The organism is Paenibacillus hexagrammi, assembly GCF_021513275.1.
GTDB classification, from domain to species: Bacteria; Bacillota; Bacilli; order Paenibacillales; family NBRC-103111; genus Paenibacillus_E; species Paenibacillus_E hexagrammi.
This window is the reverse complement of the sequence record NZ_CP090978.1, coordinates 6,184,836-6,200,308: the sequence shown is the minus strand read 5'-3', so window position 1 is coordinate 6,200,308 and position 15,473 is coordinate 6,184,836. Positions and strand designations below refer to the sequence as shown.

Annotated in this window: 10 protein-coding genes and 2 pseudogenes; 6 read left to right on the top strand and 6 right to left on the bottom strand. The window is 52.4% G+C overall.

Going from position 1 to position 15,473, the window contains the following annotated elements; all coding sequences use genetic code 11:
* Positions 1-14: 14 nt before the first annotated feature.
* The 3 genes from L0M14_RS28455 to L0M14_RS28445 form a co-directional block, all read right to left on the bottom strand.
* Complete coding sequence (locus L0M14_RS28455) at positions 15-2,699, bottom strand: phosphoenolpyruvate synthase (protein WP_235119756.1); 2,685 nt, start codon at positions 2,697-2,699, stop codon at positions 15-17.
* 18 nt (positions 2,700-2,717) lie between these two features.
* Positions 2,718-3,419, bottom strand: a complete 702-nt coding sequence (locus tag L0M14_RS28450; RefSeq protein WP_235119755.1) for a TetR/AcrR family transcriptional regulator — start codon at positions 3,417-3,419, stop codon at positions 2,718-2,720.
* Between the two features lie 122 nt (positions 3,420-3,541).
* Complete coding sequence (locus L0M14_RS28445; protein WP_235119754.1) at positions 3,542-3,904, bottom strand: winged helix-turn-helix transcriptional regulator; 363 nt, start codon at positions 3,902-3,904, stop codon at positions 3,542-3,544.
* 294 nt (positions 3,905-4,198) lie between these two features.
* On the opposite strand from L0M14_RS28445, the pseudogene L0M14_RS28440 reads away from it, so the two are divergent.
* From L0M14_RS28440 to L0M14_RS28430, 3 genes and pseudogenes are all read left to right on the top strand, one after another.
* Positions 4,199-5,404, top strand: a pseudogene (locus tag L0M14_RS28440) (MFS transporter).
* Positions 5,405-5,422: 18 nt separating this feature from the next.
* A complete protein-coding gene (locus tag L0M14_RS28435; RefSeq protein ID WP_235123060.1) occupies positions 5,423-6,268 on the top strand; it encodes an aldo/keto reductase in 846 nt (281 codons plus the stop codon).
* A gap of 250 nt (positions 6,269-6,518) precedes the next feature.
* Positions 6,519-8,078 (top strand): annotated as a pseudogene (locus tag L0M14_RS28430) (catalase); the annotation flags it as partial.
* Between the two features lie 141 nt (positions 8,079-8,219).
* Here L0M14_RS28430 and L0M14_RS28425 read toward each other — a convergent pair.
* The gene (locus L0M14_RS28425; protein WP_235119752.1) at positions 8,220-9,245 is read right to left on the bottom strand and encodes an NADH:flavin oxidoreductase/NADH oxidase; all 1,026 of its coding nucleotides are present in this window, start codon (positions 9,243-9,245) and stop codon (positions 8,220-8,222) included.
* 249 nt (positions 9,246-9,494) lie between these two features.
* Here L0M14_RS28425 and L0M14_RS28420 point away from each other — a divergent pair, with 249 nt between their 5' ends.
* The gene (locus L0M14_RS28420; protein ID WP_235119751.1) at positions 9,495-10,568 is read left to right on the top strand and encodes an LLM class flavin-dependent oxidoreductase; all 1,074 of its coding nucleotides are present in this window, start codon (positions 9,495-9,497) and stop codon (positions 10,566-10,568) included.
* A gap of 173 nt (positions 10,569-10,741) precedes the next feature.
* On the opposite strand, the gene L0M14_RS28415 is transcribed toward L0M14_RS28420, so the two are convergent.
* Together L0M14_RS28415 and L0M14_RS28410 are read right to left on the bottom strand one after the other, a co-directional pair.
* Positions 10,742-11,419, bottom strand: coding sequence for a hypothetical protein (locus tag L0M14_RS28415; RefSeq protein ID WP_235119750.1), 678 nt, complete (start codon positions 11,417-11,419; stop codon positions 10,742-10,744).
* Between the two features lie 57 nt (positions 11,420-11,476).
* On the bottom strand, positions 11,477-13,018 hold the full coding sequence (locus L0M14_RS28410) for an ATP-binding protein (RefSeq protein WP_235119749.1): 1,542 nt from the start codon (positions 13,016-13,018) through the stop codon (positions 11,477-11,479).
* Positions 13,019-13,239: 221 nt separating this feature from the next.
* On the opposite strand from L0M14_RS28410, the gene L0M14_RS28405 reads away from it, so the two are divergent.
* Both L0M14_RS28405 and L0M14_RS28400 read left to right on the top strand, forming a co-directional pair.
* Positions 13,240-14,076: an aldo/keto reductase gene (locus L0M14_RS28405; RefSeq protein WP_235119748.1), complete on the top strand. Its 837-nt coding sequence runs from the start codon at positions 13,240-13,242 to the stop codon at positions 14,074-14,076.
* 168 nt (positions 14,077-14,244) lie between these two features.
* Positions 14,245-15,447 carry an MFS transporter gene (locus tag L0M14_RS28400; RefSeq protein WP_235119747.1) on the top strand — a complete coding sequence of 401 codons (1,203 nt, stop codon included), beginning with the start codon at positions 14,245-14,247 and terminating at the stop codon, positions 15,445-15,447.
* Positions 15,448-15,473 lie beyond the last annotated feature (26 nt).

Below are 15,473 nucleotides of genomic sequence, written 5' to 3'. Positions count from 1 at the left end.
CTATTGCTATCGGCTCAGCGTTCTCCGCTTCGCTCGAGCACGAGCACATACCCGCGCGTGCCGTCGAGCCGAATCCGGTCGCCGTCCCGGATGAGACCCGTTGCGCCGTCGATGCCGACGACGGCGGGAAGACCGTACTCCCGGGCGACGACCGCGCCGTGAGTCATCAGTCCGCCGACCTCCATGACGAGGCCGACGGCCGAATGAAACAGCGGCGTCCAGCCGGGGTCGGTGAAGGGCGCGATCATAATCTCGCCCTTATTCAGCTTCGCCTCCTCCGGACGCAGGACGACGCGGGCGATCCCTTCGACGACGCCCGCCGACACCGGCGTGCCGAGCAGCGCCCCCGCCGGCGCGTCCTGCTGACGCCGCTTGCCGGTGATGATCTCGCCCTCGCTCGTCATAACGCGCGGCGGGGTCAGCTTGCGGAAGCGCTCCAGGTCCTGCTTCCGCGCTTCCAAAAGCGGCTCGAGGCCGTCCGGTACCGAGCCCTCGGACAGCTTCAGCAGCTCATCCAGCGTGAGGAAGAACACGTCTTCCTCACGCGGAAGCACGCCCTTCTCCGCCAGCAGGCGCCCCTCTTCGCGAAGCCCTTCGCGGATTAGGCCGAACTGCTGCATCATCATATATTTGGGGTGCTCGCGCAGCCCCATCTGCACCCGAAATACGCGAATCAAGCGACCCATCAGCTTCGCCTTGAACCATCCCAGCGGCTGTCTTCTCAGCCGCTCCAGCAGCTCGCGCGCTGCGTGCTCCGCATCATCGGCACCCTGCGCGAATTTCGCCCGGTGCTCGCCGGGCTGCACGCTGCGCATGTGGCTGTCGATGGACGGCAGCAGCGTGCTTGGGTCCTCGCGCCATCTAGGCCGCGTGATGTCAATTTCACCGGGGCAGCGCATGCCGTACAATGTCATGAAGCGGTCCCATGCTTCCCCGAACTCGCGGCCGCCTTCCACACCGCGAAGCTGCTCGCGAAATTGCTGCGTATGTCCTGAACCTCGGCGAATCAGCTCAATCACTTGGGGATAAGGGCGTGCTTGATCCGCCAAATCGCCAATCATCAGCCCCATTTCACTGGTCACGTTGCCAATGAGCGATTTGTTGAGGACATGCAGCGCCTCGTCATCACCTATCCAGCGCTGGAGCAAATTTTTAATGAGACGTGATGACATCAGCCCCGACATCGGATAGGGCATTAAATCTTGAAACATCCGGCGCAGCAGGGTTCCGATTTGTTCTTGTATGCGCATGACACGCTCGGGTCCGGTCAATCCATCTAAGTCGCTCCTTCTTTGCGCGATCGCTGTTTGAATATATGACTCCACGTAGGGAAGCGCTTTATTCGGAGATGCGAACAGCAGCTTCCAAATGGCCTTCAGCACAATGGGGCCCATGAACCCCAGCACATCCTTCTTCAGGCCAGGCTGGAAGGGAATATGGCGAATGAACTCCTCCCGCTGTATGAACTCCCCTACTCCGCTTCCCATCATTTCATCGATACCGCTTAGCAAACGGGGGAAAAGCTTCCTAGCAGGCTTTAAAGCGAACAGCTTGGTGATGTCGACGAACATCCGGCCGCCTGCTGCAGCCGTGAGTGTACTTTCTGAGCGGACAGAAGGCTTCCCCGCCGGCAGCATCGTGCGAAGGTTGGACAATCCCATTGGCTTCATCGCATCGGTCATCATTTGCTGGTGACCGAAGGAGAGGAGCACATGCGGGCAGTCGCCGGGTTCTGTATGAACCTCAGCCAAGGGATATAAGGACGTAATGGGTCTGCTCTGCACGATGTAAAAGCGCCCCTGCGCCAAGCACCACTCGATATCCTGGTCTGAGCCATAGTGACCCTTAATCGTATTCCCCAGCGTCGCAAGCTCCATAATTTGCGGATCAGCCAGTGCTTGCCGTTCCTGCTCGTCTTCGGGTAAATCCCGGGTCACGGTGCCCCCTTCCGGTAAAGAATAAATCGCCAGCTTTTTACGTGCGATTTTTTTATCGATCAGTGTTCCGGCGCGCACCTGGTACAGATCGGCGGAGACGAGTCCAGAGACTAGCGCTTCGCCCAGACCAAAGCTGGCGTCGATCGATACGGTCCCCCGATGTCCGCTTATAGGGTCGGCGGTAAACATAATGCCCGACACCTCGGGAAAGACCATCTGCTGCACAACGACAGACAAATGTACCGCACGGTGGTCAAAATGGTTCTTAGCCCGATACGAAATCGCCCGATCGGTGAACAAAGACGCCCAGCAGCGACGAATCGCCTGCATGAGCTGCTCTTCACCGCGCACATTCAGATACGTATCTTGCTGGCCCGCGAACGAAGCCGTCGGCAGGTCTTCCGCCGTTGCGCTAGACCTTACTGCATAGGCAGCTTCTTGACCCGAGCGCATCCAGCTGCCAAGAATGGCGTCCTTGATGTCAACCGGTATCGGGACCTGGTTCAAATGCTCGCGAATCGCGCTTCCCAGCACAGCAATTCTCTCCAGCTGCTCTGCTTGAATGTCCTCCAGCTGACGAAAGTAGTCGCCCATCTGCTCACTACCCGAAAGAAATACACGGTAAGCCTCTGTCGTCACACAAAAACCCGGCGGCACCGGGAAGCCTGCCTGCGTCATTTCCCCGAGGTTAGCCCCCTTGCCTCCTACTAGCGGTAGACTGCTTTTATCAATGCGGTGAAAATCCAACACATACGTATCCATACCATCCACGCTCCCCGTTTAAGCTTGATCCGTACGAAGCCCGCTCATCATCATGGCAAAAAGCGTATCCGCTACCTCCACGATGGTAACGCCATGCTTGGCTGCAAAATCCGGCCGCACCATTCTTTGAATACAATCCATCATCATGGCGGATGCCAGAGCCGGATTGACGTCCCGAATCTGTCCATTCTGCTGCGCACGAGTCAGGAGATGTTCGATAAAGGCCAGCTGACGGGAACGAAAAGCCTCCACCTTGGCCCATAGAGCCGGCGCCTGCTTCTGCATATCCTCCAAAAATAAAGCAGGCAGCTTCACGATCTCCTCTTTAATTGTCAAAAAGGTATCCCGGAGAATCCCCAAGGGATCGTCTTCCCGCTTCAACTGAACAGTAACCTTATCTGCGATGACACTCATCGTCCTATCCAGCACCGCCTCCGCCATCTCTTCCTTACTGCTGAAATACACATATAGCGTCTTCTTGCTCATACCGAGCCGGTCTGCGATCTCGCTCACCGTTACGCTCTTGTAGCCTTTGCTTTTGAACAAGTCCGCGGCTTCATTAATAATGCGCAGACGAACAGCTTCATCCATGTACCCTCTTACCTCCACAACACCGCATGATACATTCTCCATATATAAACCAAGGAAACCAAAATAGTTTTTATAGTTTCCATTGTACACAGCCGTTTGCAGGCCGTCAATGGGCAGTTCGTAAGACATTGTCCCCGTTATTTCATCATGGGGCTGATTGTGGCTCCTAATTCTGCGTCCTGAGGCAGGTGCATGAGTCTAATTGTCGCTCCCACGTGCCCCCCTGAGGCAGGTTCAACTGACTTCATTTCTCAGCTCAAATCATTAAGACCATTGTCCTCAAGTACCGCTGTTTTATCGCCATACTCCTTCACGATATGCTGCTCTCCCCACGCGCACAGGGAATCCAGTACCGGCTTCAAGCTCCAGCCGTATTCGCTTAATTCATATTCCACTCGCGGCGGCACTTGTTGATAGACGATCCGGTTAATAATCCCGTCCTCTTCAAGCTCCCTGAGCTGCTGGGTCAGCATTTTCTGTGTGATAGCGGGCATACTGCGCTTGAGATCGCTGGTCCGCTTTTTCCCATGGGTGAGGTGGCAGAGGATGACACTCTTCCATTTTCCCCCGATAACCTCAAGTGTCGCTTCTACGGAAATGTTGTATTTCTTCATTGCTGTTGCTCCCCCTTCCGGCGAAAAGCCTTCGGCACTTCTTGGTGCCCGTCGTACACCCGTAATCAAGCCATGTTCAGTACGGGCCTCAGCAGTGAGCTTCTTTTCAAACCTCTTGCTTGTCCGAGAAGTACGTACGCCATTTATCTCCATTAAAAAAATGGTTTACAGGCACTTTTTAGTACCTATAGTACAAAAAAGTACGTACTATTCATATTCGCATAATACCCTCATAATAGCATTTGCCGGCCGGCGATGACTAGTAAGATGACATAGAGATAGGTGTGAATCAACATGATAATGACTCAAAAGCAAAGTACCATGGCGCTTCTGGCCCTAGCTGTCAGCGCCTTCGCGATCGGAACAACGGAGTTTATCAGCGTCGGGCTGCTTCCGCTTATTGCTGAAGACTTTCAAATATCCCTTACACTCTCGGGCCTGACCGTCACCTTGTATGCACTGGGTGTAACCATTGGAGCGCCCGTACTCACTTCGCTTACCTCCGGCATATCCCGCAAGGCTCTGCTGCTCTGGATTATGCTCGTGTTCATCCTGGGGAACAGTCTGGCGTCTCTATCCGGCAGTATCGGGATTCTGCTTGCTGCGCGGGTCGTTTCGGCGCTGTCGCACGGTGTATTCATGTCGATCGGCTCTACCATCGCCGCTGATCTGGTTCCCGAGAGCAAGAGAGCCAGCGCCATAGCGATGATGTTCTCAGGGCTTACTGTCGCAACGGTCACTGGTGTCCCTCTGGGCACATTCATCGGTCAGCAGTTCGGGTGGCGGTATGCTTTTGCCGCAATCGTTGCCGTTGGTATTCTGGCATTTGCAGCGAATGTTTGGCTGGTTCCTTCCGGTCTTCGCAAAGGGAACAACATCCGTCTACGCGATCAGCTTCCCTTGCTTACGAATGCAAGGCTGCTGTTGGCTTTTGCCATTACGACTCTCGGCTATGGGGGCACCTTCGTCGTATTCACTTATTTATCTCCGCTCCTGCATAACATAACCGGATTTCGGGAAACTACAGTGGCGGTGATTCTGGTTATTTACGGCATTGCGATTGCGATTGGCAATATCGTCGGGGGAAAAGCAGCGAACTAGAAGCCGCTTCTCGCTCTGCTTTATATGTTCGCCGCACAAGCAGCTGTTCTGCTACTGCTTACTTTTACAGCCTCTTCCATGGCTCCGGCGCTTGTCACTATTTTTTTCATGGGGCTTCTTGCTTTTATGAACGTACCCGGCCTGCAAATCTACGTCGTTACCCTAGCGGAGAGCTATGCTCCCCATGCGGTCGATATCGCCTCTGCGCTCAATATTGCCGCTTTTAATGCCGGTATTGCGCTGGGTGCCTTCCTTGGCGGACTGATCGTAGACTACTTAGGACTGATTCACACGGCATGGGTTGGGGCTATAATGGTACTAGGTGCCGTCTTTCTGACAGCATGGAGCCTAGCTTTGGAAAACAAAGAGCTCCGTCTATCCATACAACGAACTCATTGATAAAGGAGAATGATCATGATGACCGCTACAAATCTGCAAGACACAACTACACTCCATAACGGAGTCCGCATGCCTTGGTTTGGGCTCGGCGTTTTTAAAGTAGAGGAAGGAAATGAAGTTGTAGAAGCTGTAAAAACCGCGATCCGTAACGGATACCGCAGTATTGATACAGCAGCGATTTACCAGAACGAAGCCGGTGTGGGACAAGGCATTCGCGAGGCGCTTCAAGAATCCGGACTGCGTAGAGAGGACCTTTTCATTACTTCAAAAGTATGGAATGCAGACCTTGGCTACGAAACAGCTATTGCTGCTTACGAAAAAAGCTTGCAGCTTCTGGGCCTGGAGTACTTAGACCTCTACCTCATCCATTGGCCGAAAAAGGGACTCTATAAAGAAGCCTGGAGAGCTCTGGAGACACTCTATAAAGAAGGCCGCGTGAAGGCAATCGGTGTCAGCAACTTTCAAATCCACCATTTGGAGGATGTCATGAAGGATGCCGAGGTGAAGCCGATGGTGAATCAAGTGGAGTACCACCCGCTGCTTACCCAGCAGGAGCTGCTGACCTTCTGCAAACAGCAAGGAATTCAATTGGAAGCCTGGTCCCCGCTCATGCAGGGCCGATTGTTGGATAATCCGGTTCTCTCGGACATCGCCGGGAAGCATGGCAAATCCGTGGCTCAGGTTATTTTGCGTTGGGACCTTCAGAACGGTGTAGTGACGATTCCGAAGTCGATTAAGGAGCATCGCATCATCGAAAATGCCGCTATCTTCGACTTTACTTTGTCTGACGAGGAGATGGGTCGGATCGATAGCTTAAACGAGGATCGCCGGATTGGCCCTGATCCGGATAACTTCAACTTTTAAGCAATAGGTGCTTTGCGACAAAGACGAATAGGCTCGATAAGCTGATTGCCAGCTTGTCGGGCTTTTTTATTCAGCCCAGTATGTATTTGATCTCTCCGATCGGTTTCATCCCCACTGCCCTCCCTTATTATATCCCTGTACAATCGGCTCGTTTACTCCCTCGGGTGAATAATGTTTTCCCAAATGGTAAAAAGTACTATGGATAATTTGCGAGAGGATGTTGGGCAAGAACATGGAGAACCGTACAACCGACACGGATATGACCTTAACCAATCGCCAGGGTCATCCGATTTCAGACAACCAGAATATTCGAACCGTGGGCAACCGCGGACCTTCCACCTTGGAGAACTATCACTATATTGAGAAAATCTCGCATTTTGACCGTGAACGCATTCCTGAGCGTGTCGTTCATGCACGGGGTGCTGGAGCCCATGGCTACTTTGAAGCCTACGGCAAAGTAGGCGACGAGCCGGTCGCGAAGTATACGCGCGCCAAGCTGTTTCAGGAAGCCGGTAAACGCACGCCGGTATTCGTTCGCTTCTCTTCCGTCGTCCATGGCGGCCACTCACCGGAGACGTTCCGTGATCCGCGCGGGTTTGCTACGAAGTTTTACACAGAAGATGGGAACTGGGATCTGGTGGGCAATAACCTGAAGATTTTCTTCATACGCGATCCTTTGAAGTTCCCGGATATGGTTCACGCGTTCCGTCCTGACCCTGTTACCAACCTGTCAAACCCGGAGAGGATGTTCGACTTTGTTTCGAATTCTCCAGAGGCTACCCATATGGTTACGTTCGTATTCTCCCCATGGGGCATTCCAGCTAACTACAGGCAGATGCAGGGCTCCGGCGTGAATACATATAAATGGGTAAATAAAGATGGGGAAGCCGTGCTTGTTAAATATCACTGGGAACCGCTGAAGCAAGGCATGAAGAACCTCACGCAAAAAGAGGCCGAGATGATTCAGGCCAAGAATACAAGCCACGCGACACAGGATCTGTACGAGGCTATTGAGCGCGGCGACTATCCGGAATGGGAGCTGTGCGTACAAATCATGAGCGATGACGAGCATCCGGAGCTCGACTTCGACCCCCTAGATCCGACCAAGCTGTGGGATCATGAGAGGTTCCCTTTCCTACGCGTAGGCAAAATGGTGCTGAACAAGAATCCAGAAAACTATTTCGCCGAAGTAGAGCAGTCTGCATTCGGAACCGGCGTGCTTGTCGACGGGCTTGATTTCTCCGATGACAAGCTGCTGCAGGGACGAACGTTCTCTTATTCGGATACGCAGCGTTACCGGGTAGGCACGAATTATTTGCAGCTGCCGATCAATGCGCCCAAGACGCATGTGGCGACCAACCAACGCGACGGGCAAATGACCCTTATCGTGGACCGCGCGCCAGGGCAAAATCCTCACGTTAACTACGAGCCGTCCTCACTCGGCGGGCTCAAAGAGGCTGCGCCATCCGGCAAAGAGCATCAGCCGAGCTATAACGCTTCATTAGTTCGGGAGAAGATTAACCGTACGAATGATTTCGCTCAAGCGGGAGACACGTACCGCAAGTTCGAGGACTGGGAGCGCGATGAACTAATCAGCAACCTGGTGGATGCATTAAGCGTGTGCAAGCCTCACATTCAGCAAAAAATGATTGAGTACTTCACACAAGCCGACAGCGATTACGGCCGCAGAGTCTCCGAGGGCCTTGCTAAAGCGAAGATGGAGATGGAGATGGAGCATATGGGCTCCAAATCCGCCCAGGAAGGTGCAGAAGCCGCAGATCATTCAGGGCAGCGAACAGACGGCTATTGATTCAATAAGCGAAATAGGGACGAGCTATCGAGGCTAGAATTCGAAGCCGACCCAGGTACTTTGCGGGGAGCCCTACTCTTTGGCAAAATGAAAAGGCTGCAGCTCACACCTGAATTCAGGTGGACTGCAGCCTTCTTCCTATTAATATCCGCGCTCGTACTGCTTAGGAATGTGGGTCTCCTCGCTTTTAAGCGCGATAGCGGCATGAGTCGCCCAGTAAGGGTCTCTCAACAGACCGCGGGCAATGCCGACCATATCGGCATCCTCGTTGCTGACGACCGACTCAGCGAGAGCCGGATCCTCCAGCATGCCCACCGCTATAACAGGCACGCCAACGGCCTCACGTATGCTTCGCGCGTAAGGCACTTGATAGCCCGGGTAATTGCCGGGCTTCTTCACTCCCGCAGCGCCTTCACCGCCTGAGCTGACGTGAAAGGCGTCTACACCTGCGTCGCGGTAAGCTTGGCAAAGCTTAATAGCATAGTCAATATCGTAGCCTCCATCCGCGTATTCTACAGCGGAGATTCGGAATACGAGCGGCATGCCTGCCGGCATTTCCTTCTTCACAGCTTGAATGACCTCGACGCCGAATCGGCTGAGATCCTGGCCGTACTCGTCTTCCCGCTTGTTCGTCAGCGCAGACTGGAACTGGTGAATCAAATAGCCGTGAGCGCCATGCAGCTCGATCATATCGACGCCTGCCTGGACGGCACGTCGGGCCGCATCGCCAAACAGCTGCACCATTTGTTTGACTTCATCCGTTGATAAAGCGCGCGGGGTCTTATAGCGCGATCCCGGAAAAGCAATAGCCGACGGAGCGACCGGCACTTCTGCATCCTCCGCCTTGCGTCCGGCATGGGCAATTTGGATGCCGATCTTCGCCCCGTGTGAATGGACCCCGTCAATAATACGGGCATAAGCCGGGATATGCTCATCGGACCACAAGCCCAGATCATAGTCGCTGATCCGCCCATCCGGATGGACGTCCGTCATTTCCATAATAATCAGTCCCGTTCCGCCAATCGCTCTGCTGAGATAATGCACGTAATGCCACTCATTCGGCTTACCGTCTTTGGCTGTTACGGAATATTGGCACATCGGAGCCATGACGACCCGATTCTTTAGCTGTAAATTGTTAAGTTGATAAGCAGAGAAAAGCTGACTCATTCTGGGACACCTCACCTGTTCAAAGTGTAATCGCAAAGGAATGGAATGCGTTCTGATTGTTCCCTGTATACAAGGCATTCATGCGTAAAACTGTATACGTCACGATTACACTTATTATTGACCAAGAAGCTTGGCATGACAAGTAGTTACCTTTTTGTAAGTCAGTATCAAGAAGGGTACCTCTCACTTACTAAATTTGAGAAGCTAACGATAAAGTAGTAAAATGATAAAAAAAGGAGGCAACGACCCATGAGCGATCAGGCAAGCCGCATAGAAATAGGAATCAGCACATTTTTGGAAACGACCCCGGATCCGGCAACCGGAGCGGTCATTAGCCAAGCAGCACGGCTGCGCAATGCCGTCGAGGAGATCGTTCTGGCCGATCAGGTCGGCCTGGACGTCTATGGGATCGGTGAGCATCACCGTCCCGATTACGCAGGCACCGCGCCTGCTGTGGTCCTTGCTGCAGCAGCGGCGATGACGAAGCAGATCCGGTTGACTAGCGCGGTTACCGTCCTTTCCTCAGATGACCCTGTCAGGGTCTATCAACAGTTCTCTACCTTGGACGGTATCTCGAGCGGGCGAGCTGAGATCATGGCAGGCCGTGGCTCCTTCATCGAGTCCTTTCCTCTGTTTGGCTATGACCTGCAGGATTATGACGAATTATTCGAGGAAAAATTGGAGCTGCTGCTCGCGATCCGAGCCTCAGAAAAGGTGACGTGGCGCGGAGGCCACCGCCCAGCCATTCGCGACCTTGGCGTATACCCTCGATCCGTTCAGGACCCGCTCCCCGTATGGATTGCCAGCGGAGGCAACCCGGAGTCTGCTGTCCGGGCAGGGATGCTGGGGCTGCCGATCGCTTTCGCGATCATCGGCGGCATGCCGGAGAGTTTTGCTCCCTTGGTCGACCTGTACAAACGTGCAGCCGTTCAGGCCGGTCATAACCCGAGCAAGCTGCAAATTGCGACACATTCGCATGGCTTTGTCGCCGATACGACCGAGCAGGCTGCGGAGTCTTTCTTTGCGCCAACAGCAGCGCAAATGAACGTGATCGGCCGCGAGCGCGGCTGGGGGCAGCACTACACCCGCTCCACCTTTGACGCAGCACGCAGCCTGCGAGGCGCTCTGTATGTCGGCGACCCCGAGTATGTTGCAGAGAAGATTCTTCTCCTGCGCAAGAATCTCGGCATTACCCGCTTCTTCCTGCATGTGAACGTCGGCACGATGCCTCACCGTGAGGTGCTTCATGCCATCGAGCTGCTAGGCACGAAGGTCGCGCCTATCGTACGCAAAGAACTCGCCCGTCTGGAAGCGAAAGAATAGACAAAAAGACAGCCCGCGGGCTGTCTTTTGCATGTCGTTGGGTAAAGGATACTCCGCTACGAGCCGTAGAGCTATTATTCGAGCGGTGTAGACATCACTAATTCATGGACTCATTCAACATGATGTATTGGTTGTTATGTCACTCCAGTAGCGCAAATCGGCCACCTTTCCACTCACCTCAGCTTGAGTGCTAAGCCCAGCCTCTCTACGGCATAAGTCTGCAAAGACGCTAACGGATGCCCGATCACTCTTCCAGTCTCCCGCCCGACTCGGTCCGCAGCCAGTACCATCGAGAGCTGAGCAGCGGAGACGGCCTTATCTGGTTCCGACTCGATGAGCCGGTGCAGGTACTCGGCCAAGGTCTCGGTATATTCCGCCTGCCTGCCGCTCATGATCAGATCAAAAGCCCCCTCCATCACCCGCGCTTCCACCTGGAGCTCTTTGCCCCATGCAGCCGCACAGGCGCGAAGGCGACTCATTGTCCCCTCTACAGTAGCTGGATTGGTAAACAGCACAATCTGTGGCTGCGAGTGCTCGCATAGAGATGCGAAGAATGGCTCATCGATGTTGATAACGGGCACCTGGACATGTGTCTCTTCCTCTGCTAAGAGCGCAATATAATTCGTACAGGTGACCAGCGCAGCGTCTACGCCACAGGATGCGGCCCACTGGAGCTGCTCCCGAGATTTTCCCCTAGCTGCCTCGTAGGTATAATCCTTGTCATGTCCAACCCGCCATACTAAACCCGGGTCAACGAAGTGGACCAGCTCCACCTCATAGGCCTCAAACGCCTGCTCGATATAGGCAATGTTCGAATAATGGGCGTGCAAACAGCCAATTTTCTTTTTCATATGAATCTCCTCCAACCTACCCGGCATCCATGCTGCCATCCATTCATTCCAAGGCTCTCATTCCTTCATCATGTGCGTTTCTTTAATTAAAGCCTGTTGAAGTGTACTCTGGACAATGATCTTTTCCTTAATCGTTGGACTTAAATCGAGAATCACTTTAGCTAATTTAGCACTAATTCCGGTCAAAACCGTTGCGCAGCCTAGAAGATTAAGACCTTCAATAAGGCGAGTGACTTGATTGAAGATATCTGCCTCTAACAGCACAGCACCCGACATATCGATAAATACCTTTTGAATGTTTCTTCGTTCAACCTCTTCAAGGAGCTTCTCTTCAATTTTGATCATACGTGACTCATCCAATGTGCCTACCAGCGGCAGCACGGCGATTTGATTAAAGATTGGAATTAACGGGACCGTAAGTTCATCGATAATAGCCTGTTTCGATTTAATGACATCATCTCGATACTTCGTAAAAATGACATTAAATTGGATAATAAAATTATCTAATGCGTCATTGATCCGGTCTGACAGTTCAAACGCTTCCTCCGGCGTAATTCCGGTACTTAAATGATACTCTTTCAGGAATAGCCAGATGACTCTGCGGAGCGCATAGAACCATTCCATCTTCGTCATGATGGGAACGTCGGATTTAGCCCATACTAGGCCCCGCTCCTGAGCCAGCCGAATAATTTCTTGCGTCATTCCGTCATGGACAAGAGATAGAATCTGATTAGCATGGTCCAGTAAATCCTGCGTCGTGACAAACTTAAGACTAGATACGATTTCGAAACAGTTTTGAGCCTCGACCTCCAGCATACGGTTAAAATGCTGCCGGTTGGCATCAAAAAAATCCCTTACCTCCATATTCGGCTCAATATGTAAGTTCATTGGTTTGCTCCCCTCTATCGAACGTTGTGATAGGGGCATTCGGATAATAAATTCGGTGCCCTTATTTTCCTTGCTTTTCACGCTAATCGTTGCTTTATGCTCGTAGAAGGCAGCATATACCTGCGATAGCCCCAAGCCTGTCCCTACATCTGATTTCGTCGAAAAGAAGGGCGTTCCAAGGTGCTTAAGCTTATCGCTTGGAATGCCTTTGCCAGAATCGCGTATATGTATACAAATCTCATCACCGGACTTGTAATGCTCCAAAGTGATGGAGCCTTCCCCCTCAATGGCCTCAAAGGCGTTTTTTAATAGATTAAAAATAGCACGTTTCAGCTGGTTTCGTTTCCCGCTAATGATAGAATTCGTGTTATAGAGGCGCTTCTCGACCTTAACCCGGTACATTTCATTCTCAAAGAGGGACAACGTGCTCTCCAGCAGTTGGCACATGTTGACGTTGCTCCAGCTCTCATCGTTCAGCTCCGGTTTGGATACAACTAATAAGTTTTGCACCGTAGAAATGGCTTGCTCCAGCTCGGAGTTGACGATCTCCCAATAGCGGCTGTCATGTTCTTTTTGCATGAGTTGAAGAAATCCCTTGACTGCTGTTAAAGGATTCCGAATCTCATGGGCAATACCTGCAGATATTTGTCCAATGGTAGATAATCGCTGCAGTTCTTGTACCTTTTCCAGCTCCTTCTTCTGATCATCCATTGTAAATCTCCTTCATAACTTAATCATCTACCCTTACTATCATAGTAGGTAGCAGGATATTCGTATAGTATTTTGAGTTTTTTGCAGGGTTCTTGCCTCCTCCCCCCAGTAACCTCCAGGTAAGGTGGTATGGTACAGGTAAGCTAGTTAACCTTTTTTCCGTTCTTACATTTGGAAATGGAGTTTACTATAATGAAATTCAACCCTTTTACATAGGAGGAATGATTGTGAGTATTCAGCAAATTACCGACTGCACGGTATTGAATAATGGTGTGCGTATGCCTTGGCTGGGACTAGGCGTATTTCAAGTAGAGGACGGCGGTCAGGTCATTCAGTCTGTTCGTCATGCCATTGAGGCAGGCTACCGTTCGATCGATACAGCTGCGGGCTACCGCAATGAAACCGGCGTAGGCACCGCGATCAAACAGAGCGGCATTGCACGAGAAGAGCTGTTCATCACCACCAAGCTGGCTAACGGCGATCAAGGTTATGAGTCTACGCTTCGCGCTTTTGAAGACAGCCGCCGCAAGCTGGACCTGGACTACATGTATCTGTATTTGATTCACTGGCCTGGCAAGGATAAATATAAAGAGACCTGGAAGGCCTTTGAAAAATTGAAAAAGGACGGATACATTCGCGCGATCGGAGTCAGCAACTTTAATATTCACCATCTCGAAAGCTTAAAGCAGGACAGCGATACGATTCCGGCTGTCAATCAGGTCGAGTTCCATCCGCTGCTGAATCAGCAGGAGCTGCTGCAATACTGCAAGCGTGAAGGCATCCAACTGGAAGCATGGTCTCCGATCATGAAAGGGAATCTGGATTTTCCACAAATTACGGAGCTCGCTGCCAAGCATGGCAAAACACCTGCCCAAATCGTTCTCCGTTGGGACCTGCAGCACGGCGTCGTGACGATTCCAAAATCGGTACACCAAGCGCGTATTCAAGAAAATGCGGGCATTTTCGACTTCACACTCTCTGACGAGGATATGGCTAAGCTGGATCAAATGAATCAAAACCACCGCTACGGTCCGGACCCGGATCAGCTTCTTTTCTAGCTCTTACTCCCATAAACTGCGACTCGGATTCTATCTCTGTCTCCCGGGTCGCTTTTATTTTCCAATTGCAAAAACATCTTGATTCCAAGCATGGAAAGCTGAATAATAGGGTACGTGCTGCTTGGAATTATACATTATGTTATGGATAGAAAGGTGAACGTAGACATCATGGAATTAACTCAAAAAGCGGTCCGGCAGGCGCCGGCCAAAAAGGCATTTCCGCTCTCCCTGCTCTCACTGACTATGGGGGCCTTCGCCATCGGCATGACGGAGTTCGTCATTATGGGACTCTTGCCGAATGTCGCCAATGACCTGCATGTCAGCATCTCAGCGGCTGGGCAGCTCATCACGATGTATGCGCTAGGAGTAGCCGTAGGTGCGCCTATTCTCACGCTTCTTACTCAGAAAATCCCCCAGAAGAAGCTGCTAAGTCTGCTTATGATTTTGTTTATTCTCGGTAACGTCATCTCTGTTGTAGCTCCGAGCTACACGGTTTTGATGGTAGCCCGTCTCATCACAGCCTTAACTCATGGCACCTTTTTCGGCGTAGGGGCTGTCATCGCCTCGAAGCTGGTCCCGCCAGATAAGCGGGCAGGAGCCGTTTCGATTATGATGGCCGGTCTTACGATTGCCAATATTATCGGCGTCCCCCTCGGAACCTTCATTGGGCAGCATCTCGGATGGCGGGCTTCCTTCGGCACCATCGGTTTGATGGGTGCGATCACCTTAATCGGCATTCTGATCTTCATTCCGCAAATGAAGCAGGACGCACCTATGAGTATCGCTAAGCAGGTCGGCGCTCTCGTTAATCCTAAGCTGCAGCTCTTTCTCATTATTGCTGTTCTGGGCAACGCCGGATTGTTCTGCGTGTTTACTTACATTACGCCGCTGTTGGTACAGGTTACCGGCTTTACCGAGCACAGCGTGACTTGGATTCTCGTGCTGTTCGGATGCGGAGTTACCATCGGCAATATCGTTGGCGGCAAGCTGGCAGACTGGAAGCTGATGCCGTCGGTGCTGGGCATTTATTTGTCCATCTGCATCCTGCTGACCCTGTTTACCTTTACCGTGCACAGCCCGGCTGCAGCTGTTGTCACCATCTTCCTATGGGGAGCGGCCTCGTTCGCGGTCTTCCCAGGCATGCAGGTGCGCATCATGAGTCTTGCTAAATCAGCGCCGGCTCTGGCGTCCACCTCCAGTCATTCTGCCGGTAACCTGGGCAATGCGTCGGGCGCCTTTATCGGCGGCGCGGTGATCACGCACCTGTCGCTCACCTCCCTGCCTTGGGTCGGAGCTGTACTCGTGAGTCTGGCGATACTTGTAGGAATTGGATGTTATGTATCGGACCGGAGGTCCGGTAAGGCTGTATAGATGAGAACCGGCCCCTGCATCGTGAT